At 57.9% G+C, this 24,778-nt stretch carries 28 protein-coding genes and 1 tRNA gene; 13 read left to right on the top strand and 16 right to left on the bottom strand.

Going from position 1 to position 24,778, the window contains the following annotated elements:
* The first annotated feature begins 42 nt into the window (after nt 1-42).
* The 3 genes from OHL23_RS27605 (at nt 43) to rfaD (ending at nt 4,654) form a co-directional block, all read left to right on the top strand.
* On the top strand, nt 43-2,304 hold the full coding sequence (locus OHL23_RS27605) for an alpha-ketoacid dehydrogenase subunit alpha/beta (protein WP_263355317.1): 2,262 nt from the start codon (nt 43-45) through the stop codon (nt 2,302-2,304).
* Nucleotides 2,305-2,398: 94 nt separating this feature from the next.
* Complete coding sequence (locus tag OHL23_RS27600; protein ID WP_263355316.1) at nt 2,399-3,484, top strand: glycosyltransferase family 9 protein; 1,086 nt, start codon at nt 2,399-2,401, stop codon at nt 3,482-3,484.
* Between the two features lie 171 nt (nt 3,485-3,655).
* Nucleotides 3,656-4,654: an ADP-glyceromanno-heptose 6-epimerase gene (gene rfaD, locus OHL23_RS27595; RefSeq protein ID WP_263355315.1), complete on the top strand. Its 999-nt coding sequence runs from the start codon at nt 3,656-3,658 to the stop codon at nt 4,652-4,654.
* A 10-nt stretch (nt 4,655-4,664) separates the two neighbouring features.
* Here the strand turns inward: rfaD and OHL23_RS27590 are convergent, their stop codons facing one another.
* Entirely contained in the window at nt 4,665-5,291 is a 627-nt protein-coding gene (locus OHL23_RS27590) for a D-glycero-alpha-D-manno-heptose-1,7-bisphosphate 7-phosphatase (RefSeq protein ID WP_263355314.1), read from the bottom strand.
* A 94-nt stretch (nt 5,292-5,385) separates the two neighbouring features.
* Between OHL23_RS27590 and OHL23_RS27585 the strand changes: the two genes are divergently transcribed.
* Both OHL23_RS27585 and hldE read left to right on the top strand, forming a co-directional pair.
* A complete protein-coding gene (locus OHL23_RS27585) occupies nt 5,386-6,033 on the top strand; it encodes a D-sedoheptulose-7-phosphate isomerase (protein WP_263355313.1) in 648 nt (215 codons plus the stop codon).
* Complete coding sequence (gene hldE / locus OHL23_RS27580; RefSeq protein ID WP_263355312.1) at nt 6,030-7,496, top strand: bifunctional D-glycero-beta-D-manno-heptose-7-phosphate kinase/D-glycero-beta-D-manno-heptose 1-phosphate adenylyltransferase HldE; 1,467 nt, start codon at nt 6,030-6,032, stop codon at nt 7,494-7,496. The genes OHL23_RS27585 and hldE overlap by 4 nt, the downstream gene beginning before the upstream one ends.
* Before the next feature lie 20 nt (nt 7,497-7,516).
* Here the strand turns inward: hldE and OHL23_RS27575 are convergent, their stop codons facing one another.
* Entirely contained in the window at nt 7,517-8,431 is a 915-nt protein-coding gene (locus tag OHL23_RS27575; RefSeq protein ID WP_263355311.1) for an alpha/beta hydrolase, read from the bottom strand.
* 232 nt (nt 8,432-8,663) lie between these two features.
* On the opposite strand from OHL23_RS27575, the gene OHL23_RS27570 reads away from it, so the two are divergent.
* Entirely contained in the window at nt 8,664-8,981 is a 318-nt protein-coding gene (locus tag OHL23_RS27570; RefSeq protein ID WP_263355310.1) for a Rieske (2Fe-2S) protein, read from the top strand.
* 12 nt (nt 8,982-8,993) lie between these two features.
* On the opposite strand, the gene tpiA is transcribed toward OHL23_RS27570, so the two are convergent.
* The 10 genes from tpiA to gap all read right to left on the bottom strand — a co-directional run bounded on the left by tpiA (nt 8,994) and on the right by gap (nt 15,120).
* Nucleotides 8,994-9,746 carry a triose-phosphate isomerase gene (gene tpiA / locus OHL23_RS27565; RefSeq protein ID WP_263355309.1) on the bottom strand — a complete coding sequence of 251 codons (753 nt, stop codon included), beginning with the start codon at nt 9,744-9,746 and terminating at the stop codon, nt 8,994-8,996.
* 189 nt (nt 9,747-9,935) lie between these two features.
* On the bottom strand, nt 9,936-10,577 hold the full coding sequence (locus OHL23_RS27560; protein WP_263355308.1) for a hypothetical protein: 642 nt from the start codon (nt 10,575-10,577) through the stop codon (nt 9,936-9,938).
* A 157-nt stretch (nt 10,578-10,734) separates the two neighbouring features.
* On the bottom strand, nt 10,735-10,944 hold the full coding sequence (locus OHL23_RS27555) for a hypothetical protein (protein ID WP_263355307.1): 210 nt from the start codon (nt 10,942-10,944) through the stop codon (nt 10,735-10,737).
* Nucleotides 10,945-10,995: 51 nt separating this feature from the next.
* Entirely contained in the window at nt 10,996-11,202 is a 207-nt protein-coding gene (locus tag OHL23_RS27550) for a hypothetical protein (RefSeq protein WP_263355306.1), read from the bottom strand.
* Nucleotides 11,183-11,455, bottom strand: coding sequence for a BrnT family toxin (locus OHL23_RS29120; RefSeq protein WP_396127437.1), 273 nt, complete (start codon nt 11,453-11,455; stop codon nt 11,183-11,185). Before OHL23_RS29120 ends, OHL23_RS27550 begins: the two co-directional genes overlap by 20 nt.
* 63 nt (nt 11,456-11,518) lie before the next feature.
* Entirely contained in the window at nt 11,519-11,881 is a 363-nt protein-coding gene (locus tag OHL23_RS27545) for a hypothetical protein (protein WP_263355305.1), read from the bottom strand.
* 277 nt (nt 11,882-12,158) lie between these two features.
* Nucleotides 12,159-13,394 (bottom strand): phosphoglycerate kinase, encoded by a 1,236-nt coding sequence (locus OHL23_RS27540; RefSeq protein ID WP_263355304.1) that lies wholly within the window; start codon nt 13,392-13,394, stop codon nt 12,159-12,161.
* Between the two features lie 5 nt (nt 13,395-13,399).
* Nucleotides 13,400-13,801 (bottom strand): RidA family protein, encoded by a 402-nt coding sequence (locus OHL23_RS27535; protein ID WP_263355303.1) that lies wholly within the window; start codon nt 13,799-13,801, stop codon nt 13,400-13,402.
* Between the two features lie 9 nt (nt 13,802-13,810).
* A complete protein-coding gene (locus OHL23_RS27530) occupies nt 13,811-14,059 on the bottom strand; it encodes a hypothetical protein (protein WP_263355301.1) in 249 nt (82 codons plus the stop codon).
* A gap of 56 nt (nt 14,060-14,115) precedes the next feature.
* Entirely contained in the window at nt 14,116-15,120 is a 1,005-nt protein-coding gene (gene gap / locus OHL23_RS27525; RefSeq protein WP_263355299.1) for a type I glyceraldehyde-3-phosphate dehydrogenase, read from the bottom strand.
* 331 nt (nt 15,121-15,451) lie between these two features.
* Between gap and OHL23_RS27520 the strand changes: the two genes are divergently transcribed.
* From OHL23_RS27520 to OHL23_RS27510, 3 genes are all read left to right on the top strand, one after another.
* Nucleotides 15,452-16,252, top strand: coding sequence for an ATP-binding protein (locus tag OHL23_RS27520; protein WP_263355297.1), 801 nt, complete (start codon nt 15,452-15,454; stop codon nt 16,250-16,252).
* 26 nt (nt 16,253-16,278) lie between these two features.
* Nucleotides 16,279-16,803 carry a DinB family protein gene (locus OHL23_RS27515; protein ID WP_263355296.1) on the top strand — a complete coding sequence of 175 codons (525 nt, stop codon included), beginning with the start codon at nt 16,279-16,281 and terminating at the stop codon, nt 16,801-16,803.
* A gap of 115 nt (nt 16,804-16,918) precedes the next feature.
* A complete protein-coding gene (locus OHL23_RS27510) occupies nt 16,919-17,842 on the top strand; it encodes a DUF2090 domain-containing protein (RefSeq protein ID WP_263355294.1) in 924 nt (307 codons plus the stop codon).
* 122 nt (nt 17,843-17,964) lie between these two features.
* On the opposite strand, the gene ribA is transcribed toward OHL23_RS27510, so the two are convergent.
* Entirely contained in the window at nt 17,965-18,630 is a 666-nt protein-coding gene (ribA, locus tag OHL23_RS27505; protein ID WP_263355292.1) for a GTP cyclohydrolase II, read from the bottom strand.
* Between the two features lie 35 nt (nt 18,631-18,665).
* On the opposite strand from ribA, the gene OHL23_RS27500 reads away from it, so the two are divergent.
* Nucleotides 18,666-20,069 (top strand): sensor histidine kinase, encoded by a 1,404-nt coding sequence (locus tag OHL23_RS27500; RefSeq protein ID WP_263355291.1) that lies wholly within the window; start codon nt 18,666-18,668, stop codon nt 20,067-20,069.
* On the opposite strand, the gene bshA is transcribed toward OHL23_RS27500, so the two are convergent.
* Together bshA and OHL23_RS27490 are read right to left on the bottom strand one after the other, a co-directional pair.
* Nucleotides 20,042-21,184 carry an N-acetyl-alpha-D-glucosaminyl L-malate synthase BshA gene (bshA, locus tag OHL23_RS27495; protein WP_263355290.1) on the bottom strand — a complete coding sequence of 381 codons (1,143 nt, stop codon included), beginning with the start codon at nt 21,182-21,184 and terminating at the stop codon, nt 20,042-20,044. The two genes, OHL23_RS27500 and bshA, sit on opposite strands and share 28 nt — an antisense overlap.
* Before the next feature lie 99 nt (nt 21,185-21,283).
* Nucleotides 21,284-22,168 (bottom strand): ChbG/HpnK family deacetylase, encoded by an 885-nt coding sequence (locus OHL23_RS27490; RefSeq protein WP_263355288.1) that lies wholly within the window; start codon nt 22,166-22,168, stop codon nt 21,284-21,286.
* A 182-nt stretch (nt 22,169-22,350) separates the two neighbouring features.
* On the opposite strand from OHL23_RS27490, the gene OHL23_RS27485 reads away from it, so the two are divergent.
* The 3 genes from OHL23_RS27485 to OHL23_RS27470 all read left to right on the top strand — a co-directional run bounded on the left by OHL23_RS27485 (nt 22,351) and on the right by OHL23_RS27470 (nt 24,590).
* Nucleotides 22,351-22,427: transfer RNA gene (locus OHL23_RS27485), tRNA-Val, on the top strand.
* A gap of 203 nt (nt 22,428-22,630) precedes the next feature.
* Nucleotides 22,631-23,848: a tyrosine-type recombinase/integrase gene (locus tag OHL23_RS27475; RefSeq protein ID WP_396127436.1), complete on the top strand. Its 1,218-nt coding sequence runs from the start codon at nt 22,631-22,633 to the stop codon at nt 23,846-23,848.
* 532 nt (nt 23,849-24,380) lie between these two features.
* Complete coding sequence (locus tag OHL23_RS27470; protein WP_263355286.1) at nt 24,381-24,590, top strand: hypothetical protein; 210 nt, start codon at nt 24,381-24,383, stop codon at nt 24,588-24,590.
* Here the strand turns inward: OHL23_RS27470 and OHL23_RS27465 are convergent.
* Nucleotides 24,577-24,778, bottom strand: a 202-nt coding sequence (locus OHL23_RS27465) for a hypothetical protein (protein WP_263355284.1), incomplete at its 5' end; no start/stop codon positions are given. The two genes, OHL23_RS27470 and OHL23_RS27465, sit on opposite strands and share 14 nt — an antisense overlap.

The following is a 24,778-nucleotide window of genomic DNA, read 5'->3' as shown; positions in this document are numbered from 1 at the left end:
TTGGGCAGGGTCTTGGATAGGATTGACGGGGAGGTTGCGAAGATGGCTCGTGTTGCTTTGAGGACAGGGGAAGTAGTTTCAGGGAAGGCCTCGGGTTCTCCGAAGACCGCAATTTCCGGCTCTGCAAACGGAACCACCACTGCATCGGAGGGCGATCTGGCGCCGCTGACTGCGAGCCAACTGGTCGAGTTTTACCGGCTGATGTACGCCTCGCGTCGGATCGACGACCGGGAGATCATGCTCAAGCGGCAGCAGAAGATTTTCTTTCAGATTTCCGCTGCTGGGCATGAGGCATTGCAGGTTGCGGCGGGGTTGGCGCTTCGCCCCGGCTACGACTGGTTTGTTCCGTATTATCGGGATCGGGCGTTGTGCCTGACGCTGGGCGTGACAGCCGAGGAGATGCTGCTGCAGGCTGTTGGAGCGGCGGACGATCCGGCCAGCGGCGGACGGCAGATGCCTGCTCACTGGAGCAGCCCGGCGCTGCACATCGTCAGTACTTCTTCTTCTACGGCTACGCAGGCGCTCCACGCGGTTGGCGTGGCGGAGGCCGGCCTTTACTACTCCCGCTTTCCGGACGCAGCGGCAAAACCGGCTGGTCAAGAGACCGGCGGGGCTGATTACCGGGCATTTCACGACGTCCGGTTCGAGTCCGACGAGGTGGTGCTGACGTGCATCGGCGAGGGAGCGACGTCGCAGGGCGAGTTCTGGGAGGCGCTGAATACGGCCTCGAATCAGAAGCTTCCGGTCATCTTCTGCGTGGAAGACAACGGCTACGCGATATCAGTTCCGGTCGAAGTGAACACGCCGGGCGGGAATATCTCGAAGCTGGTGGCGAATTTCCCGAATTTCTATTTTGCCGAGGTCGACGGGACCGATCCGGAGGCCAGTTATCACGCATTTGCGGCTGCCGTAGAACACTGTCGCGCGGGCAAGGGGCCAGCCTTTGTGCATGGACATTGCGTGCGGGTTTACTCGCATTCCTTCTCGGACGATGACAAGAAATACCGTCTCCATGAGGAGCGAGCAGCCGACGCGATGCGCGATCCGCTGCACAAGCTCCAGATGCGCCTCCTGCGGGAGGGCATTCTGAGCACCAGCGAACTGAATGCGCTGGAGCAGCAGATTGACGAACATGTGGCGGCTGCTGCGGTTCGTGCAGTCGCTGCGCCGATCCCTGAGATTTCGAGCATTCGCAGGCATATTTACTCGGAAGATTTTGACCCGACGCGCTCGGAACTGGCGACAGAGCCTAAAAAGATCAAGGCGGGCGAACCGGATTCCGAACGGACGATGGCCGACCTGATCAATCTTTGCCTGCGCGATGAGATGCGACGCGATCCACGCATTCTCGTGTATGGCGAAGACGTGGCCGACGCTACGCGCGCGGATGCTCTCAAAGAAGCCAAGGGCAAGGGTGGGGTTTTCGGACTGACCGCGGGGTTGCAGACGGAATTTGGCTCGACGCGCGTGTTCAATTCGCCATTGGCTGAGGCGAATATCGTCGGACGGGCGGTCGGGTATGCGGTTCGTGGGTTGAAGCCGGTGGTTGAGATTCAGTTCTTCGACTACATCTGGCCAGCGGTCCACCAGATCCGGAATGAGCTGGCGCTGATGCGCTGGCGGTCGAATGGAGCTTTCCGCGCGCCGGTAGTGATTCGTGTGCCGATTGGCGGCTATCTGACGGGCGGTTCGATCTATCACTCGCAGAGCGGTGAGTCGATTTTTACGCATATTCCGGGGCTGCGGGTGGTGTTTCCATCGAATGCTCTCGACGCCAACGGCTTGCTGCGCACGGCGATTCGCTGCGACGATCCGGTGCTATTTCTGGAGCATAAGCGGCTTTATCGCGAGCCTTACGGGCGCGCTCCTTATCCGGGGCCGGAGTACATGGTGCCGTTCGGCAAGGCGGCGATTGCGCGCTCAGGAACGGACGTGACGATTGTGACCTATGGTGCGCTGGTGCCGCGAGCGTTGCAGGCGGCGCAAAAAGCGGAGCGGGAACACGGCGTTCAGACGGAAGTGATCGATCTGCGCACGCTGAGTCCGTATGACTGGGAAGCGATTGTCGCGTCGGTCAGGAAGACCAGTCGGGTGATTGTGGCTTACGAGGACATGAAGAGCTGGGGTTATGGCGCGGAGATTGCCGCACGCATCGCTGACGAGCTTTTTGAAGATCTCGATGCGCCGGTGAAGCGCGTGGCGGCGATGGACAGCTTTGTGGCCTATCAGCCGGAGCTAGAAGACGCGATTCTGCCGCAGCCGGAGGATATTCTGCGAACGATTCTGGAGTTGCGGGCATTTTAATGTGCGAGTCCCTGAGATTGCTTGATTTCAATTCGGAGCGGGACCGCAACCTGCTCCGGTTCACCGCAGCGCACTGACTCGGGAGACACTCCTTTTGCAGCCAGACACTTCGGTTCAGCGAGTTCTTATTTACAGACTTGGCAGCCTTGGCGACACGACGGTCGCGCTGCCGTGCTTTCACCTGATTGAACGGGCGTATCCCAACTCCAGGCGAATTCTGCTGACGAATTTCCCTGTACATGCGAAGGCTCCCGCTTCGGCTGCTGTGCTGGGCGAGTCAGGGCTGGTGCATGGATATATGCGTTACACCATTGGCACTCGCAGCCCCTCGGAGCTGCTGCGGCTGGCTGGCGAGATTCGCCGTTTTGCACCGGATGTGCTGGTGTATCTGATGCCAGTGCGAAGCGCGAAGGCGGCGCGGCGGGATCGCTGGTTCTTCCGGCTGGCAGGCGGGGTGAAGCGCATTGTGGGCGTGCCTGCGGAGGAGGAGCTGGTTCGTATTCAGGACCAGGCGACGGGGATGTTCCAGGCTGAGGCTGTTCGGCTGGGGCGGACGGTGCGGGTTCTGGGCGACGCAGCACCGGAGAGACTTGAGAACTGGAGTCTGCGGCTTACTGCGGCGGAAAAAGATGCTGCGCGCTTTGCGTTGGGCGAGTTGGCGGACAGACCGCTTATCGTCTGCGGGCCGGGCACCAAGATGCAGGCCAAGGATTGGGGACAGGAGAACTGGCGTGCACTTTTGACGAAGCTTGCGGTGGGCTATCCCGGCTTCGGGTTGGCGCTGATTGGCGCGAAGGAAGATGCCGAGATTAGCGAGTATGTCGCGCGGGACTGGCCCGGGCCCAAAGTGAATCTATGTGGACGGCTGAGTCCGCGAGAGACTGCGGCTGTTTTCGAGGGAGCAAATGTTTTTCTTGGTCCGGACTCGGGGCCAATGCATCTGGCGGCTTGCGCTGGGGTGCCTTGCGTGATTGCATTTTCTGCGCGTGGGCTGCCGGGGGTTTGGTATCCGGCCGGTCTGCAACATCGAGTCATTTACCATAAGGTCAATTGCTTTGGATGCAATCTCGAGACCTGCATTGTCGAGGGCAGGAAGTGCCTGACTTCGATCACGGTGGAGGAGATGGCGGAAGCAGTCGCGGCCGTACTTGATCCCAAATTGGTGGTTTTACGAGACTAGTAAGGCGGATGCGCTTGTCGGGATGGGCAACATTCACTGTCCAATTCGCAACGCAGGTTGTCCAATTTTTAATGTAGATCGTCGGACTTTGAACGTAATTTGCCGGATCTTTAACGTTACTCCGGCAGTTGGTGTCTACATCCCCCATTTTTCTGAGGAGAAGTTTCATACATGTACATCGTTACCGGCGGAGCGGGATTTATCGGAAGCAATCTTGTGCACGAGTTGAACGCGCACGGCATCACCGACATCCTGATCGTGGATAACTTCGCCAATGCCAGGAAGTTTACCAACCTGCATGGAGCGCGCTACGTCGACTATATGGACAAGCGCGAGTTCCGGCGGGCCATTGGGGAAGGCACCCTTGGGGTTGGGAAGGTCGAGGCGATTCTGCATCAGGGAGCCTGCTCGAACACGCTGGAAGACGACGGCGTGTACATGCTGGATAACAACTTCGAGTACACGAAGGAAGTGCTGCGCTTTGCCATTGAGCGGAACGCGCCGCTGGTGTTTGCTTCGACGGCGGCGGTCTATGGGTTGAGCGGGCCGGGGCGGTTTACGCTGACGCTTGAGAATGAGCGTCCGCTGAATATTTACGGGTATTCGAAGCTGGTTTTCGATCATTATTTTCGCAATGAATTGACGCTGGGACGGGTTCCGATCACGGCTGTGGGGTTGCGCTACTTCAATGTGTATGGGCCGCGTGAGCAGCATAAGGGACGCATGGCTTCAGTGATTCATCACTTTACAAAGCAGATGAAGGAAACCGGCAAGGTGCGGCTGTTTGCCGGTACAGGCGGCTATGCTGACGGAGAGCAGCGGCGGGACTTTGTGTATGTCCGCGATCTGGCTCGGCTGAATATGTTCTTTGCGCAGATTGGGCCGTATGCTCCCAAGGCGGGGGAGAATGCAAAGGTGTATCGGGGACTGGCGAACGCGGGTTCGGGCAAGAGCCGGACGTTTAATGATGTGGCGAAGTCGCTGATGACGGTGCATGGCGAGTGCCCGATCGAGTACATTCCGTTTCCGGCGGATCTGGAAGGGCGGTATCAGCACTTTACGGAGGCTGATCTGACGGCGCTTCGGGCGATTGGATATGACGGCCCGATGACTGAGCTTGAGGCCGGGATTACGGAGACTTACGCGACGCTGGCGGCGATTGGCGAATAGGCGTTGCGGCTTAGGCCAGCAGGTAATCCACTGCGTCGGGCAGGGATGGGAAGCGTCGGTCGGCCAGGTCGGCGGCTTTTGATGCGCCGGGTTTCTGGTGCTGTCGGTGGGATTCGTCGCCTTCGAGGAAAATGGTCTGGAGGCCGAGGTTGTGGCCGAATTCGATGTCGGAGAGGGAATCGCCGATGACGAGGCTGGTGGCTGGTTCGATCTCGGGAAATTGCTTCTTTGCCTGTTCGAATAGACCGGGCAGTGGTTTGCGGCAGTTGCATTGGTGCTTGTCGTGCGGGCAGAAGTAGAAGCCGTCCACGTGTGCGTCGGATACAGATAAGACACGCTGGAGTTTGGTGTGCATGGCGTCTACGTCTGCCGCGGTGTAGAGGCCGAGGGCGACGCCGCGCTGATTGGTGACGACCAGCACGCGGAGGCCGGCTTGATTGAGACGGGCGATGGCCTCGGGCACGCCGGGCAGAAGGTCGAAATGTTGCCAGCTTGTGACGTACTGGCCTTCGGGCATTTTCCGATTGATTACGCCGTCGCGATCGAGAAAGACGGTGCGCAGAGTGGGGCGGGATTGTGTGGTTTCTGTGCTGTTTTGAGTGCTGGCTTGCAGAGGGTCTTTTGGCTCGATCTTCACCCGGCTATGATAGCAATAAGTTGATGACGGGCCGGAGTGAGTGAGGTTCGAGCATCTTGTTTTGTTTTCAACGGATCGCATGGCAAAGGAGCGCATGGCAAACCATCCGGATCGAGAGACGGTTTTCGGCAAGGCTATTGTCGAGCATCTGGCAGTGATACATGGTGTGAAAGAGCAGCAGGAGTTGCTTGAGGGGATTGCGCGGGCAATGGCTGCGGCGCTGCATCGCGGGAATCAGATATTGTGGTGCGGCAATGGCGGGAGCGCGGGTGATTCGCAGCATCTGGCTGCGGAGATTGTGGGGCGATTTCGCCGGGAGCGGCGTGGACTTCCTTCGATTGCGCTGACCACGGATACTTCGATTCTGACTTCGGTGGCGAACGATTACGGCTATGAGGCTGTGTTTTCGCGGCAGGTAGAAGCGATGGCCAGGCCGGGAGACGTGCTGGTGGGAATTTCGACTTCGGGCAACAGCCGGAATGTGGTGGCTGCGCTGGAAGCGGCACGATTGCATGGGGTGACGACGGTGGCTTTCACTGGCGAGGGCGGCGGCAGGATGGGTGCCCTCGCAGATCATCTGTTTGCTGTGGGTTCGCGGGATACGGCGCGCATTCAGGAGGCGCATATTCTGGCTGGGCACATGATTTGCGACTGGCTTGAGTTGGATTGGATTGCTTCGCAAAGCCACGGTGAGCCTGAGATTTTGTCTCAGATCATATCCGGGGAAGCAGGTGTTCGTTGATCGAGCAACTGCACGAAGTGATCCATAAGATTGAGCAGGAGTGGCCGGCAAAGCGGCTGCTGGTGCTCGGCGATGTGATGCTGGACAAGTACATCTGGGGAGATGTGGGGCGGATTTCGCCTGAGGCGCCGGTGCCGGTGGTTCGCGCAACGCACCAGAGCGAACAGCCGGGCGGCGCGGCGAATGTGGCGATGAACCTGGCCAAGCTGGGCGCAGGCGTGGTTCTTGTGGGCTTTACCGGCGGCGATGCGGATGAAGAGCTGCTTACTTCCGGTCTTCGGGTACACGGGATCGATCCGGCCTTTGTGGCGTGCGAGGGATTTCCTACGGTTACCAAGACGCGCATTGTGGGCGGACGCCAACAGATGCTGCGGCTGGATAGCGAGAATCTGGGTAAGCGGGCCGATGGGGAACATGAACGCCTGCTGGCGCGGGTGCGGCAGGAACTGCCAAGCTGCCATGCGGTGGTGCTTTCCGATTATGCAAAGGGCGTGCTGGAGCCGAAGCTATGCCAGGCGGTGATTGCCGAGGCGCGGAAGCTGGGGATTCCAGTGCTGGTAGACCCCAAGACGGCGGATTTCAGCCGGTATAGGGGCGCGACGACGATTTGCCCGAATCTGCAGGAGCTTTCAGTTGCTTCGCGGGAGGATGTTCACAATCTTGAGGCGATGCTTGCGGCTGGCGAGCGAATGGTCGGGGAATTTGATCTGGAATATCTCACGGCGACGCTGAGCGAGAAGGGGATTGCGGTGATTCGGCCGGGCAATCGGTTTGTGGCGCCCGCTGTGGCGCGGCAGGTCTTCGATGTCTCGGGTGCGGGAGACACGGTGATCGCGGTGCTGGCGCTTTGTCTGGCGTCCGGGCTGGGGATTGAGCCCTCGGTGCAACTGGCCAATATTGCGGCTGGTATTGTCGTGGGCAAGGTTGGGACGGTTCCGGTGGAGAAGCATGAGTTGCTGGCGGCGCTTGCACCGGATATTGCGCTTCATGCCGAGGACAAGGTACTGACGCGCGAGGAGCTGATGCGCCGGGTGGCGGTCTGGCGGGCGAGCGGCGAGCGGGTGGTGTTTACCAACGGATGTTTTGACCTGCTGCATGTGGGGCATATCACTGTGCTGGAGCAGTCGCGGCGGCTGGGTGACAGGCTGATTGTGGCGATCAACAGTGATGCTTCCGTTTCGTGCCTGAAGGGGCCTAGCCGGCCGGTGGTGAGCGAGAACGATCGGGCGCGGGTGCTGGCTGCGCTGGCGGCTGTGGATGCTGTGGTGATTTTTGGCGAAGCGACGCCGCTGGAGGTGATTCTGGCTGCGAGGCCTGATGTGATCGTGAAGGGCGGCGATTACAACGAGGACACCGTGGTTGGCGCGAAGGAAGTGAAGTCGTGGGGCGGCAAGGTGGCGATTGTGCCGATTGTCGAGGGACACTCGACTACGCGGCTGATTGAGCGGTCGATTGCTGGCTAGCGAGTTGGCAAGTTAGCAGGTTAGCGAGTTAGCGGATTGATGCCTGGGATCGGGTTTAGCTGGTTTTGCAGATCGTCTAGCCAGCGTTGCAGGGCTTCTGCGAAATGGGCGTCGGCGGTTGTGGGTGGGATTAGCCAGACTGCCGTTTTGTTGGCTGGGACGGCCTGGTACGCTGCGGGTGTCTGGTCTTGTTGTTTGGCCATGAGCCAGAGAGATGGGACTCGCAGCGAGAGTGCCGCTGTGCTTAGGTCGAATCTGTCGTGCACGAGCCAGTGGGCAGGAACTAGTCTGCTGCGCGAATCGTTGAAGACTGGGGCCATCGGGTTCTGAATTGGCTGGTCGAGAATGACTCCTGCGAGTTCGCTGTGGTCGGCGGCGAGTTCGGCGGCGAGGTTTGCGCCCAGGCAGGAACCAAAGACAACGATGCTTTTCGCCGGGATGTTGCGCGTCAGGGTGAGCCAGGTCAGCGCCCATTCTGTGTCCTGGCGAAGCTGTTTTTCGCCGGGGTGACCCGTGTCATGGATTGACTGGCTTTGGCCGTAGCCTCGAAAGTCGATTGCGAAGACTGCCAGGTTTTGCCGATGGAGTGCGGCCAGAGGGTCTACGGAGTCGCTCAGGTTGCCGTCGGAGCCGTGGAGATAGAGGACGGTGAAGCGGGAGTTTTGATTGGGAATCCACCAGCCAGTCAGGCGGGTGGTGCCGGTTTCGGTGGCGGCGAAGTGAACTGGCTCGAAAGCTATTCCGACGGATGCCGGGGTGCGGATCATAGTAGATTTTGGGTGGTAGAGGAGCTGCCAGCTTCCTTGCCAATAGAGCAGGCAAAGTGTTAGCCAGGCGCAGAAGATTGCGCCCAGGACGGCGATTCCGGCGGCTGCGAGAAGCCATCGAGCTGAAACATTGGGAAATGCGCCGGGGGAGTGTTGCAGATCACGCATCGCTTTTTCAAATGCGGATGAAGCTTGCGGCGGATGAGGGCTGCGAGGTTTTGACGGTGGTGTTTGTGTGGGACGGGATGATTTGGCGCGGGGCATTTGTCGGGGATCTTTGGCGGTAGAACGGTTGAGGTTCAACTCCATGGTATCGCGGTTGGTTGGCGGGCTGGCTTAGAGCTGGGTTAAATCAGGGGGCTTCGGGCTAGTATGGATGCTGAGGAAGGAGCAATTGAGGATGCCGGAATTGGTTCGAATCTGCGCCGAGGCGGAGTTACCCCGCGAGGGCGAGGTTTGTGAGATGGCTGACGGTGCATTGTGCGTGGCCCGGGTGAATGGCGAGATTGCGGTGATGAGCAATGTCTGCCCGCATAATGAGGGTCCGCTGGGTCAGGGGATGGTGGAAGACGGAAGAGTGGTCTGTCCGTACCATGGGTGGGCCTTTGACGTGAAGACGGGCGCTGCGCTGCACAATCCTACGGCGCGAGTGCCGATCTTTGAGGCGGTTGTCCGGGATGGACAGTTGCTGGTGAGGCCGCCGGAGCGGCCTGAATGATAGAGACCGCGACTAATACTTGACGATGGCTGCAAAGGAGTCGGGTTTGAGGCTGGCTCCGCCGACGAGTGCGCCGTCGATTTCCTCTTCGCAGCACAGGTCCTTGGCGTTCTCGGGTTTGACGGAGCCGCCGTAGAGGATGCGCGTAGCTTTGGCGACTTCTGCGCCGAGGAGATTGGCAAGTTCGGCGCGTACGATGGCGTGAGCCTCGACAGCCATTTTCGGGGTTGCGGTCTTGCCTGTTCCGATGGCCCAGCAGGGCTCGTAGGCGATGACGAGAGAGTGAGCGGCTTCGGCGGTGACGCCAGCGAGCGCGCCCTTGAGCTGCCTGACGAGCACGTCTGCCGTTAGGCCTGCTTCGCGGTCATGCAGGAGTTCGCCGATGCAGACGACCGGGACGATGCCGTGCTTGAGCGCGGTGTGCAGCTTCTTGTTGACGACTTCGTCGGTTTCGTTGAAGTACTGGCGGCGTTCGGAGTGGCCGATGAGGGTGTGGGTCGCGCCGACCGCCTTGAGCATGACGGCGGAGGTTTCGCCGGTGTAGGCGCCTTCTTCGGCGAAGTGCATGTTTTGGAGGCCTGCGGCTACTTTCGAGCCTTTGACTGCTTCGACGACGGTGGCGAGGGAAGTTACCGACGGAAAGAGCGCGATGTCGTCGCGGTCGTGGCCGGCGACGAGCGGGAGGAATGCGTCTACAAAGGCTTTGGCTTCGGCTGGGGTCTTATACATCTTCCAGTTGGCGGCGATGAGGGCTTTACGGGACATGATCGGTCGGGTTCCTCGGGATCAATTCTAGTAGAAGAATTTGCTTGGGTTGAGTGACGAACAGCACAGCCGGGATGGCGGGCCGCGAGTTAGGGCATGGAATAGTTTTCGCGTTACAAGAGTTATCGAGATGGATAAGTCGTCTGAGATAGAAGCTTGACGCCTTAGACTGAGTTTGCTTTTTGTTGGTCAGGAGGTTAGCTCTTCGGTGGGGTAGAAATCAAAGGCTCCGACTGCGGAGTGTGGTCCGTCGGGGAATGCGGCCGCTTTCGGTGCGCCTTCTAGATAGAGGAACTTATCGATTTCCTTGAATGTGAAGTCGTTGAGGCCGTGGAAGGTGCGAAATTCGGCCATAATTTTTAGAAACTTAGGGTAATTCCATAGATCGGGATGAAGAAACGATGCGAAGTGGTTGTGGTGTTGCAGGGTCCAGAGGCAATGATCGACGTGGGCGTCATAGATAGGGAAGGCGGTTGGGTTCTGCCAACTGCAGTATTTGGTTGCGAATGAGAAGAAGTTATAGATCTTGCCTTTGACCTTGACTCTTGCGATTTTTTCGACAATTTCGGGCGAACCGGCGGCGAGGGCGGCGTCGATTTCCTTGTGATGCTCGTGGATGTGACGGGCGACTACGTCGAGGGCGAAGATGCAGGTGTGGTAGAGGGAGTTGACTCCGACTACCTTGAGCAGCACATGGCGAGGGTCACTGTTGGCCGGATACTGACGGAAGAGTTCTTCAAGGGTTTGTTCGACCAGTTCGTTGTCGTGGTCGAACTGGTCGCATGCGGCTTTTACTCGCTCTGCGTTGGGGATCAGTATTGCGGTCGTCATTTTGTCGCCCTTTCCGCCAGCCTCGGTTTGGGGTGGGTTCCGGAGGCTTTTTTGACTCGGAGCGATTTTACACTGGCGTGCTGCGGGTGGGTGGGATGTGAGTTGCAGGAGTTCTTACAGAGTGAGTTGTGGAGACCGAAGGCCGACTTGCAGGAGTCTAACCCTTTGTTCGTTGAACGCGAGTGAGAGTTACCGGAGATCTTCGGGTGGCGTCGTAGCGGATTCCTTTGAAGGCGTAGGCGGCGGCTGTGGCTTCCCAGACTGCGATGAACCGCTCGCCCGGCGTGCGGCTTTGCCAGTAGCGGTTGATCTCGGCCTTTTGCTCGGCGTGGCTTGAGAATCGCTGGATTGTCTTGGGCGTGCTCACGTTACGATCCTGTCCCTGAATACGGGGCTTGAGGAGTCGAGGTTTGGCGTTTCATGCTGCGGGATGGTGAGCGGGCTCGTCTTCTGCGTCTGGTTTAATGGTCTTCGGCTGAGAGAGGAGTTCTTGCAGCTCTTTTGGCAGGCCGGTGAAGGGAACAGCGCGCGCAAACATTTCGTCCGTCCATTCCGGGTTTTCTTCGTCGATCAATTCGGGGTCTGGAGCTTCGACGTTCGGATTTTCAAGATCTCGCTTTTGCATATCGATCTCGCTCCTTTCGATTAGCTTTTCGAAGACTGATTACACGAATTTTGCCATCTCGGAGAGTGAAAACGAGCGCGTGAAGCGTGTCTCCAATGTATCCGAGAGCTCGTGTCCGAATCTCGCCGTAGTCCTTGCGTTTGTCTTCGTCGAAGGTTGCCGAGTTGAAATCGAATTCGGCGACTCTTTCAAAGCTGATTCCGCGCAAGCGGAGATTGCGTTCATTCTTTGCCGGGTCGAACGTGATCTCCACAGCCTTGATTATAATGGGAAACCGGATTCTAAAGCACGGAACCGGCGTCGTTGGCTCTATGCATCATTCTTCGATCTTGATGTTCCGAACCTCCCTCTGAAGCTCGCGAAGTGCGCGGCGAGGCAATGACCATTTCTTGCCGGTCGTGTCCCACGCATAAATCTTTGTTGCACCGTCCTTAAGAAGGGATAAGTCGTTTGTGTGCTCCACCGCGTATTCCCCTTCCTTTAAGGCTTTTGGAAGGACAGTGAGCGGAAAAATGAAATTGTCATTCCCAGTTTTTCTTCTATCGGTGCGAATGGCCCAACTTTCGACGATTACGGGCCGTTTCCCAATATTTGTAATTGTTAGAAAGAGACTAGGAGCTTTGTCTCTGAATCGTTCAGGCCATCGCTCCACCGCAAACGAGCTTGAGATGATGCTCATCCGATCTCCGTTTTTGAATGGATGGCCCAGCATTGTCGACAGCTTGAGCCGCGCCCGGTCATGGAAGTCCCTATACACGTTCCATCCGACGGCAAACGTGGATACCAGGGCGCCATAGATGGCTACTAGCTTTGTCGAGTCCATGTTCATGCGAGTTATGTTATCTCGCTTGTCCCCTAAGAAGCGTCCCATCCTGGCTATGGACAGGATGGGACACGTTTTGCCGCTACTTGGCTACTACGCCAACGTCACAGGCGATTGACTCGATGGTCCGGGATTACTTATCCGTTAAGGCTTCTACGCCGGGGAGTTTCTTGCCTTCCAGGAACTCCAGGCTGGCGCCGCCGCCAGTGCTGATGTGGGTGATTTTGTCGGCTACTCCGGCCTGGTTGATGGCTGAGACGCTGTCGCCGCCGCCGATGATGCTGATGGCTGCTGTGTTGGCTGCGACGGCTTCGGCGATGGCGTTGGTGCCGACGGCGAAGGCTGGGAATTCGAAGACGCCTGCGGGGCCGTTCCAGAGAATGGTCTTGGCCTGGGAGACGATCTCGGTGATCTGCGCTACGGTCTTGGGGCCGATGTCCAGGCCCTGCCAGTCGGCGGGGAAGTTGACGGACGAATCCCAGGGTTGGGTCTTGGCGTCGGGGGCGAAGTCGTCGGCGAGGATGTTGTCTACGGGCAGGACGAGCTTGACGCCGTTCTTTTCGGCTTTGGCTAGGGCTTCTTTTGCGACGTCGATCTTATCTTCTTCTACAAGGGATTTACCGGTGGTGACGCCGAGGGCGCGCCGGAAGGTGTAGGCCATGCCGCCGACGATGACCAGGGTGTCGACTTTGTCGAGGAGGTTGTCGATGACGTCGATCTTGCCGGAGATCTTGGAGCCGCCGATGATCGCGACGAAGGGTTTCTCGGGCGATTCGAGGGCTTTGCCGAGGTAGGTCAGCTCCTTTTCCATGAGCAGGCCGGCTGCGGCTGGCTTGAGGAAATGAGTGATGCCTTCGGTGGAGGCGTGAGCGCGATGGGCGGAGCCGAAGGCGTCGTTGACGTAGATTTCGGCGAGCGAGGCGAGGGCGCGGCTGAAGTCCGGGTCGTTGGCTTCTTCCTCGGCATGGAAGCGCAGATTTTCGAGCAGGAGAATCTGGCCGGATTCGAGCTGTCTGGACAGTTCGGTGGCGATTTCTCCGATGCAGTCGGGCGAAAAGGCGACGTTCAGATTGAGGCTGGTGTCGTGGCCGTGCTCGTGATTGAGGAGTTCGCGGAGGCGGTCGACGACGGGGCGCAGCGAGTATTTCGGATTGGGCTTGCCCTTGGGACGGCCGAGGTGCGAGGCGAGGATCACTTTGGCATGGTTGCGAATGGCGTACTCAATGGTGGGCAGAGTGGCGCGGATGCGGGTGTCGTCGGTGATGGCGGAGCCGTCTTCGGTGAGGGGGACGTTGAAGTCTACGCGAATGAAGACGTGCTTGTTGTTGAGGTCGAGATCGCGGATCGAAAGTTTGGAGAGTTTGGGCATGGGAATCACTTGCCTTCTGCGCTGGGGGAAATCGGGGCCGATTGCATGACGGCATCCAGTTCGATTTCCACGCGCCATTTGGGATTGAGGAGCTGAGCCACAACGACCATCGTGGCTGCGGGGCGGACGTCTCGAAATAACTCACCGTGGACGCGACCGACGATTTCCCAGTCTTCCGCGTGAGTGAGATACATGCGGGTGCGGACGACATCGCTGAGAGAGGAACCGGCGCGCTCGAGGATCTCGGCGGCGATTTTGAAGATCTGGCGGGTTTGTGCTTCTACATCCAGATCGTCGGCGCCTACGGGGCCGGTTCCTGAGATGTAGATGGAGTTACCTGCGCGGACGGCGCGGGAAAAGCCGATGATTGGCTCGTATGGGGATGTGCCCGGAATGTTTTGGCGCATTATCAAATCTCAGTCATTCTTAATTTCCCAGCCCTTGGACCAGAGGCGAAGGTCTTCCGGAGTGGGTAGGAACTCGGCTTTCTCCAAATCGTCTTCACGGATGGAGACCAGAATTATCTCTTTCCCTTCAGGGTCTGGAAATTCTACAAGGCAGCACGACGTTTCGTCGGGCATGGTCATCATAATCGTGCCCGAGGTTCCTTTGGGAACACCTCCGACACTACGACTCAGACGCACGACCTCGTGAACTTGACGCATGGTTAAGCCACCTGGAAGCAGAGAACTGAGGCGCGGCTCTCGCCGCGCCTGGAAGATTAGAGGCCCTTGGAGACGAGGAAGCCGATCAGGTCGACCACGCGGTTGGAGTAGCCCCACTCGTTGTCATACCAGCTGAGCACCTTGACACTGTTGCCGACTACCTTGGTCAGCTTTGCGTCGACGATCGAGGAGAGCGCGTTGCCCTTGAAGTCGGAGCTGACGAGCTCGTTTTCTTCGTAGCCGAGAATGCCCTTGAGCGCGCCCTGTGAGGCGGCCTTGAAGGCGGCGTTGAGCGTAGCGACGTCGGTTGGCTTTTCGGCGACGTAGGTGAGGTCAACAATGGAGACGTTGGGGGTTGGGACGCGGATGGCGAAGCCGTCCAATTTTCCGGCGGTTTCGGGTAGGACGAGCTTGAGGGCCTTGGCGGCGCCGGTCGAGCTGGGGATCATGTTGATGGCGGCGGCGCGGGCGCGGCGCAGGTCCTTGTGCGGGAAGTCGAGGATGACCTGATCGTTGGTGTAGCTGTGGATGGTGGTCATGACGCCGGAGACGAGGCCGGTGGTTTCGAGGATGACCTTGACGACCGGTGCGAGGCAGTTCGTCGTGCAGCTCGCGTTGGAGATGACGTGGTGTGCGGCCGGATCGTACTTGCTGTCGTTGACTCCGAGAACCAGCGTGACGTCTTCATTGCTTGCCGGGGCGGAGATGATGACCTTCTTCACGGTCTCGCCGAGGTGGGCCTTGGCCTTGGTGGCATCGGTGAAATGGCCGGTGGACTCGACGACGATCTGTGCGCCGGTGGAGGCCCAATCGAGCTTGGCGGGGTCGCGCTCGGCGTAGACCTTGATCTTTTTGCCGTCGACTGAGATGAAGTCTTCGCCGGCGACGACTTCGTTTTCGATGTTGCCGAGGATGGAGTCGTACTTGAGAAGATGAGCTAGGATTGCGGGACTGGTGAGGTCGTTAACTGCGACGAAGTCGATTTCGGGGTTCCCCAAAGCTGCACGGAACACGTTACGGCCGATGCGGCCGAAGCCGTTAATTCCAACCTTGACTGCCATGTTTATCTCTCCTTAAAGGACCTGCGATGTGTTTTTTCTTTCAAAAATACAGAATCAAACGACAGTTGCCTGGACTGTAGGGCCTCCAGATGTTTGGTTTCAGCAGTTTCGGCGCCCGGCGCGGCCTTTCACCAAACCCATCAGACTAACACTCCTGTCAACAAGAACAAAACGAAAACGCAGGTTTAGTTTGGTCCTTTTTCAGACTGAAACCTGTGACGGGCGGTACAGGGTCAGGCAGACGGGGAAAGATGGGGTACATAGATATGCACAATTTGAAGTGCATGGGCTAAGTATGATAGCCATGGGTGTGATAATCGGGAATTAAAGCATGAGAAGACGTTCAAAACGAGAGCCCAATATTTCTGAGTCGACCGGAAAGATCGGTCACGAATTGCCGGCGAACCAGCCGCGTCCGCTGGTGCCGACTTACCCGGAAGATTTGCCTGTCCGGCAAGCCTCTGCGCAGAGTGGCACGGGGAAGCCCGAGGCTAGGCCCGAAGCCCGTTCGGAAGCTAGGCCAGTGGCGAGACCGCATGTTCAACGCCATGCTCCTGCTGCACCGTCTTATTCGGAAGAAGACCCTGGTACCGGGCGGTTGGAGATGGAGACGCAGCCGGATATGCCGTCGCTGCCGCCGCAGGAGAACGAGGCGGCTGGACGGACGCCGCAAGATCCCAAGGGATTTGTTGTGTTGACGATCGGGCTGCCGGGTTCGGGAAAGACGACCTGGTTCAAGAGGCGCGGGGTGACGCCGCTGTCGAGCGATATGCTGCGGACGATCCTGTTCGACGACATCACGGAGCAGCGGTATCAGGGACTGGTGTTTTCGACGCTGCGGTCGCTGCTGCGTGCGCGGCTGATTGCGCGGATGCCGTGGAATTATGTCGATGCGACGAATCTTTCTCCGCATGAGCGCCGCCAGTGGATCAAGATGGCGATGAGCTTTGGGTATGAGGTGCAGGCGGTCTTCTTCGATGTGCCGCTGGAGGTTTGTCTGGAGCGGAACCGTAGGCGCGACCGGCCAGTGGGCGATGACGTGATGCACAAGATGGCTGAACGGCTGAAGCCGCCGGCGTTTGATGAGGGGTTCAGCAAGATCACGGTTGTGCGGGTGAAAAGCACGACGTAGCTGTAGTTTTTGAGGATGAGATTCGCATGAGTACTTCGCCTGCAACTGTTCCTTATATAGAGCCATGGCTGCGTGGAACGCATACGGATGTTCCGGCGGTGGGGCGGGCTGTTTTGCATGCGCTGGAGCTTGGGCTGGATGACCTGACGAAGTGGACCTCGGGGCTGACGGATGCCGAGGTACACTCGCGGCCGCTGGAGCTTTCTTCGCTGGCGTTTCATTTGCGCCATATTGCGGGTAGCGTGGACCGGATTCTGAGTTATGCGGAAGGGAATCAGTTGACGGCTGAGCAGTTGGCTACGCTGAAGTCGGAGCAGGTGGGAGATGAGACTTTGGCGGAGTTGCTGGCTGGGGTGGAAGCCTCCTTCAGCAATGCGGCGGAGCGGGTGCGGGCGCTGGCTACGGCGGATTTCAATACCTTTCGCGGGGTGGGACGGAAGCAATTGCCGACCAGCATCGGCGGGGCGCTGATTCATGTTGCCGACCACACGCAGCGGCATGTTGGTCAGGCGGTGACGACGGCGAAGGTGCTGGTGGCGCTGCGAGCGTAGATTTGTGTCCGGAGTGCTGCCGGTGTGGTGAATTCTCCTGGAGAATTGTGCGAACAGAATGTCTGCGGGTTGCATCTGATACAGGGAATGAATCAGAGCAGTCTCTGGAGACAATATGACACCTCGCGGATTTACCAAGCCACTTTATATTCTTCCTTTTGACCATCGCGGATCGTTTGAGACCGGCATGTTTGGCTGGAAGGGTGACCTTACGCCGGAACAGACGGCGGAGATTGCCGCAGCCAAGCGGGTGATTTTTGACGGCTTTCAAAAGGCTGTTGGGGATGGCGTTGACAAGGACAAGGCCGGAATTCTGGTGGATGAGCAGTTTGGGGCGGCGATTCTTCGAGATGCCGCGGCACTGGGGTTTCACTTTGCCATGGCTGCTGAGAAGAGCGGTCAGCCGGAGTTCGATTTTGAGTACGGCGAGGATTTTGCGGCGCATATTGAGGCTTTCAAGCCGACGTTCTGCAAGGTGCTGGTGCGTTACAACCCGGGCGGCGATGCTGATCTGAATCGGGAGCAGGCGGCGCGGTTGAAGCGGCTTTCGGATTATCTGCAAGGCGCGGCGCGTAGCCTGTTCATGTTTGAGCTGCTGGTTCCAGCGGAGAAGAAGCAGCTTGAGCAGTTCAAGGGCGACAAGAAGGCTTATGACCGGGAGCTGCGGCCTCAATTGATGATTGGCGCAATTGAAGAGTTGCAGCGGGCGGGCGTGGAGCCGGATGTCTGGAAGATTGAAGGGCTGGACCGGCGCGAGGACTGCGAGAAGATGGTGGCTACGGCGCGGCAGGGCGGGCGCGGCAATGTGAGCTGCATCATCCTGGGCCGGGGTGAGGATGACAAGAAGGTGCATGAATGGCTGACGACGGCTGCGGCGGTTCCGGGATTTATCGGGTTTGCGGTGGGACGGACGGATTTCTGGGATCCGCTGGTGAATATGCGGGCTGGGAAGATTACGCGCGAAGAAGCTGTGACGGAAATGGCTAGGCGATACCGGGAGTTTGTGGATGTGTTTGAGGGTGCTAAAGGAGTGGCTTAAGCCTTGTGGTCTGTTGGGCGAATGAAGCAAGAGCCCGAGCCTAAAGGCTCAGCAAAATTAGACTTATTCGGGGGGCTGAAGCCCCCGGCTCCCTCCGGACTACTCGATACGCCTTTGGGGTGTTAACCGGGCTGTTCTTCGGTGACCAAGGACTCGACTATGTGACCCATCTTTTCGTGCTTGGTTTTGAGGTACTTTTCAAAGGATTCCTGCGGGACTACTTCGGCTGAGACGCGCTCGACTACCTCGATGCCGCCGGTTTCGAGAGCGGCTACTTTTTCGGGGTTGTTGGTGATCAGGCGCACGGCTGAGACGCCGAGGAGCTTCAGGACTTCGGCGGGAAGCTCGAATTCGCGGCAGTCGGCGGCGAAGCCGAGTTCTTCGTTGGCTTCGACGGTGTCGCGGCCGTGGTCCTGGAGTTCATAGGCGCGGAGCTTGGCCATGAGGCCGATGCCGCGGCCTTCTTGCTGCTCATAGAGCAGGATGCCCGCGCCTTCCTGGCTGATTTTACTGAGAGCCAGTTCCAATTGCAGACGGCAGTCGCAGCGCAGGGAGCCGAAGACGTCGCCTGTGAGGCATTGGGAATGGATTCGCACGAGCGGCGGTGCGGAGTGGATGTCTCCCAGGACGAGGGCGACTAGTCCTTCGATGCGCTTTCCATGCTTTGCAGACTCTTCGCAGCAGGGACGTGGCTCGGCCAGATGGCCCTCAAAGCCCAGAATGCGGAAGTGTCCCCAGCGGGTTGGGAAGTCTGCATCGGCTACTTTTACGACTCGGTCAAAACCCATAGCTTATTTTACGGCCTCACGGTTCTAGCTATTGGATGACGGATTCTGAAACGGGATGCAATCGAGCGCGATACAGTGAAAGCGTGGTAGACGACAAACTCATTCTCATTACGTTGCTGGTGAAATTAGGCGTGGCCGCCTCGGTTGCGAGCGCGCTGGCCCGATCCCGCACCTTTCAGCGTCTTCTCTTTGCTGAGAACCGAAGTTCCAAGCAAACTCTTAGCCTGCTGGCATTTTTTCTGGTGCCGCTGACCCTGGGGGTTTGGGTGCGGTTGAATGTGCCGAATTTTCAGGCTGCGGATATTTCGTTTGAAACGGTGATTCTGCTGGGCCTGATGCTGGGTCCGGGGTGGGCAATGCTGAGCGCCGTGGTGCTGGCGCTTCCGGCAGAGATCCGGCATGAATACCTGGCTGCTCCGATTCTTTGCGGGGTGGGACTCATTTGCGGAGTCTTTGGCGCGTGGGTCGAAAAAGAGGAGATCTGGTCGTTTACGCCGTTTGTGGATTTAAGCATCTATCGATGGGTTAGGCGCAATTTGCGGAAGCCGAAGTTCGACCGGCAGATTCTGCTCCTGGTGCTGATTACCGGCATGGAGGTGGTCCATGTGTGGCTGTCGAGCGAGTATCCGCATCGGCTGTTTGCGCTGGATTCGGAGTCCAACCTGTTGCAGGTTCTAGTGTGGCTGTGCGCGCCGGTCGTGGTTGGAATCATGCTCAAGGTGTGGAACGCGTTGCGAATCGAGCTGAAGCTTGAGGAGCAGAAGCGGCTGGTTCTCGAAGCGCGCCTCGATGCGCTGCAGCGGCAGATCAATCCGCATTTTCTCTTCAATACGCTGAATTCGATTGCTTCACTGGTGCGGTTTCGCCCGGATCTGGCCCGGGAGATGATCGTAAAGCTGGCAAACCTGCTGCGGGCGATGCTCAAGGACCACGGGACATATGTGTTGTTGCGCGAGGAGCTTAGCTTTACCGACGACTATCTGGATATCGAAGTTGTGCGCTTCGGCGTGGAGAAGCTGCGCGTAGTGAAGGAGTTGGATGAGCGGACGCTGGATGTGCTGGTGCCGAGCATTCTGTTGCAGCCGCTGATCGAGAACAGCATCAAACATGGCCTTGAGCCGCGCATTCACGGCGGCACGATCACGATTCGCAGCCGGATGCAGGGCGACAGCGTGGTGGTGGAGGTCGAGGATGATGGTGTTGGGATTGTTCTCAACCCACCGACGACGCTCGAGCGTCAAGGCGCAGGAATTGGCATGAAAAATGTGCGCGAACGGCTTGAAGTGCTGTATGGCAATCGCGCGAGGTTCACTGTGGTTTCGCGGCCTGGCCGGGGAACGCTGGTTTCGATTGAGCTTCCGGCGAATGTGGCGGAGTTTGGCGGCAATGTCGCTGAAAGCCGCTCTCAGGTTCAGGTGCGTGCGACGAGCGACTCGTAGAACTCGACATAGCGAGGCACGATGCGCGTGGAGCAGAAGCGGTCCTGCGCGGTTTTGCGAGCTGCTTTGCGCATTGCCTGGTGGCGCTCGGTGTCGGTGAGGAGCGCGATAGCGGCCTGGGCCATTGCGTCGACGTCGCGTACGGCAAAGATCAGACCATCGACGCCATCGGTGATGAGTTCAGGCACGCCGCCTACGCGGGTCGCGATAGCTGGCGTCTGGCAGGCCATCGCTTCGAGGGCTGCGAGGCCGAAGGACTCCATTTCGCTGGGCATGAGCATGAGGTCGGCGAGCGGAAGGAGTTCGTTGACGCGATCCTGCTTGCCGAGGAAGTGGACGCGATCCTGGATTTCGAGTGTGTGCGCCAGCCATTCGGCAGTGGAGCGGTCGGGTCCGTCGCCGATGAGGATGAGCTGCGCGGGGATTTGGTCGGCGATCTGGGCGAAGGTCTGGATTACATCGGTGACGCGCTTGACGGGGCGGAAGTTGGAGAGATGGACGAGGAGAAACTCGTCGTCGGCGGCGTAGCGGCGGCGCGCTTTAGACCGGGCTTCTAGATCAGCGATGGGCTGATAGACATCGCAGTTGACGAAGTTATGCACGACTTCGATGGGCCGGGTGATGCCGAAGTTGGTTTGGGTGACTTCCTTCAGGTAGGACGAGATGCTGGTGACGCCGTCGCTTTGCTGGATGGAGTAGCGGGTGATGGGCAGGTAGGAGCGATCCATGCCGACGAGGGTGATGTCGGTGCCGTGCAGGGTGGTGACGAAGGGCAGGCGCTTGCCGCGTTCGGCCAGCATCTGGCGGGCAAGCAGCGCACTGACGGAGTGAGGGATGGCGTAGTGCACGTGTAAAAGGTCGAGGAGGTAATATTCTGCCACCTCGGCCATGCGCGAAGCCAAGGCCAGGTCGTAGGGTGGGAATTCGAAGAGGGGATAGTTCGAAACTGGAACTTCATGGTAGAAGATGCCGGTTTCGCGGCCGGTGAGCCGGAAGGGCTGCGAATAGCTGATGAAGTGGACTTCGTGGCCCAGAGCAGCCAGTTCAATGCCGAGTTCCGTGGCGACCACACCGCTGCCGCCGTAGGTTGGGTAACACGTGATTCCGATGCGCATAGGCCTGCTGGATAGGACGGTGGAAGTGGCTGGGAAGATTCCAGAAGTGCATGACGATGTTGCGAAGATCTGGTGACTGCTAGTTGGACGGATGCTGGCTCAACTGCTGTTGCGATGCATAAGGTGGCCAAAGTGGATGAGTTCGATATCGGGCGCGAAGGATGCGGCGCTGAGAGCGGCTAGCTCGATCTCTCGTGAGGCCAGCAGGCGGGTGCCAGCTTGGGCGAGTTCTGCGTCGTTGTATCCGGGATGGGTGACGAGCTCCCAGGTGCCATGCGGCACGGCGCGGAGCAGGGAGGCAAGTGTGGCGGGATCGAGCGTTCCGGTGGCTAGGACGCCGATCGCGCCGTCTGTGGTGACGAAGCCTTCTTCGGCTACGATCCGGCGAAATATGGGCTCGAAGGTCCGCAGAAGTTGCACTTGAATACGACGAAGCCAAGGCGCGCGGGGAGTGGCGCGGATGCTCCATTCTGGCTCGAAGGGGTTGCGGATGGTGCGGATGCCCGCGGCTCGGGCTGCGCGGAGCACGGGACGCAACACGCGAGGGAACATATGGGTGTGTTTGTGTGTGTCGATATGGGTCAGGTTGAAGCCATGGCCTTGAAGGAGCGAGATTTGAGCGGCGGCTTCGGCCTGGATTTCTTCTTCAAGGCGGCGATTCGAAAATGACCGGGACTTACGTTGCAAATACAGAAGACGCAGAAGGCCGAGGAGCGTCGGTTTGAAGCGACCTCCTGTGCTTACCGGATCGACAAGCAGGACGAGGTCGCGTCGCGGGGCCAGAACGGATTGTCCGTCGACAAGGACTACATGGCAGCCTACTCCGAGGCTTGGGTCCGCCATAGCAACGGCTTCGTCTGTGGCTGTAGCGCGAGCCATGAGAGTTGCACTGGTCAGTGCCTTTTGACGGTGCAGTTCCGTTATTGCGCGATTTACGCCGGCGGTGAGGCCGAAGTCGTCGGCGTTGATGATGAGTCTCTTCACTCGGTCGAGTGTATCAATTAGGCCGTTGGTGGACTGTTGATGGGCTTGGCCAGGAGACCCAGGCTGATCGAAGCCATGCTTATTTTTGAGAGGCGTTGTCAATTCGAACGGTATCGCGTCTGCTCTGGGAATTCGCTGGTATGATTGTGAGAGGGCTAACATGCCCAAGTCTGTGCCAGAGCGGGCGGTTAGCTCAGTTGGTTAGAGCGCCTGCCTTACAAGCAGGATGTCGGGGGTTCGAGTCCCTCACTGCCCACCATTCCCGCAATTTGTACGAGCTTTAAGCATTCTTAAAAGCTAGAGAACCGTACAGAAATCCAGTAAATACAGGCTATTTTCGATCTTCCGTCCGCCAGCGTTCACCGCCATCCCCTTGCAATCACTTTTTTAAGGTGGTACTTTCGGTGCTACGCGTTCTCGGATGTGGTGGTATTTTCCGCAGAGCACACTCCCGGAGGAAACATGCCGCTCACAGATGTCAAGGTTCGTAACGCCAATCCCAAACAGAAGGCTTACCGGATTCCCGATGCAAAAGGTCTGCACTTGTTTGTAACGCCTTCTGGTGGAAAGCTCTGGCGTTGGAAATATCGATTCAATGGCGCTCAGAAGCTCATGGCGCTCGGTAAGTACCCTGAAGTGCCTCTAGCGGTCGCCAGGGACCGTCATGCCGCTGCCCGAAGGCAACTAGCGGCAGGATCGGACCCAATGGCTGTACGGAAGGCCGAAAAGATCGCTATCCAGACCTGCGCTGAAAGCTCATTCCAGAGCGTTGCTGCCTTGTGGATGAACCATTGGCGGCAAGACAAGAGCGCCCAACACATTGACTCGACACGAAGGCGCTTGGAAGCCAATGTGCTGCCCTATATTGGCTCAAGGCCAATCGGCGAAATCGAACCGCCCGAACTTGTAGCGATGGTGAAAGCAATCGAAGCGAGAGGCGCAGCAGACTTGGCAAAACGCGCCTTGCAGACCACTGGGCAGGTATTCCGCTATGCCATTGCGCATGGACTCGCAAAGCGTAATCCGATTGTTGAATTCAAGCCGTCAGATGTTTTGAAGCCAACCAAGAAAGTCAATCTTGCTCGTGTCGATGCCAATGAACTTCCAGCGTTGCTTCGTGCAATCGAAGTTTACCGAGGGACGCAAGTGACACGGCTTGCAATCAAACTTATGGCGCTGACATTCGTTCGCACAACCGAGTTAATCGAAGCGCGATGGTCGGAATTCGATCTTGAGAATGGGCGATGGAATATCCCTGCTGAACGCATGAAGATGGACACACCGCACATCGTTCCGCTTTCGTCGCAAGCTATCGAAGTTCTGGAATTGCTCAAGTCGTTGACGGGTGATTGTGAATTGCTGTTTCCAGGTGAGCGCAATCCCAACAAGTCGATGAGCAACAACACAATTCTGTTTGCTTTGGATCGCATGGGATATAAGGGAAGGCAAACCGGACACGGCTTTCGTGGACTCGCATCCACCATCTTGCACGAGCGTGGATTCAACCATGAGCACATCGAACTACAGCTTGCACACGCACCGCGTAATGCCGTCAGTGCTGCTTACAATCACGCGCTCTATTTGGAACCACGTGCGGTAATGATGCAAGCATGGGGTGACTTTCTGGAGCAAACACAGCGAGGCGGTAAGTTGTTGCCGTTTCGTCATGATGCAGCATGACGCATCAATTCAACGATTAGATAGTTAAGCTACCCATTGGTTGTTAGGCTGCATTGTTGATTGACGATGCAGCCTCTTTTTATGCGCTGGCGTTGTGTCGATGCGGACGGCTTTTCCCACCTCTCTGTCTATGAAGGTACGCATCTTCCGTATTATCCTTTTTCATCCGTATCTTCCCCATCTTCGATCTTGTGGACTCTCCGAAGATGTGGAAGCTAAGTCCTTTGTTTATCGAATATATGTATGTACAGACTAATACAGTATCTTCGTCCATTTCTTCCCTCTGCGAAGATGCGGATGCAGACCTTCCGACTGCCGAAGAAACGGATGGACTGCTCACGTAGTCTATGGCCTACAGGGACCGAATCGAGATGTCTAGTCCTTGTAGGTCATAGACTACAGCGAAGAATGAGCAAGAAACTAGCGGAAAAATATATCTATCCAAGGCGTGCAATCAGGGTATAAGTCTGTGCTATTAGTTAGAGAGCGTCTGACTTCGCAGGCGTACTCTAACTTATCAGGAGAATCAGTAATGGCTAAATTTGATGGTGTGACGATGGCATTGAGGCAAGGCGCTAAGGTTCGACGCGCTAAAACATGGGATGCTGAAACGGTGATGTTCGTTCAAGGCGACGCTTTGGTTGTCAGTGCCTACAAAGGCGAGCCGTCTGCTTACGATCTAAGCTGGTACGAGATCGAAGCAGAGGATTGGGAAGTCATTGAGCCAGTCAAGGCAGCTTGAAAGCAACCGGCAATTCCCAAACCCATCCACCATTCATGGCGAGCTTGCGAGGGGTAATTGAGAGAGCCTTTTGAGCACGAATCAAAGTGTCGCGTTTGATGTCGCGAGTCTCGCGAGCGTGCTCAAGAAGTTCTTTCGACGGTACAGGGCCATTGCGTAGTGTCTCCAGTAGAAACGCTTTGGCCTCT

It is taken from the genome of Acidicapsa acidisoli, assembly GCF_025685625.1.
GTDB lineage: Bacteria > Acidobacteriota > Terriglobia > Terriglobales > Acidobacteriaceae > Acidicapsa > Acidicapsa acidisoli.
This window is presented reverse-complemented; position numbering and strand designations above follow the sequence as displayed.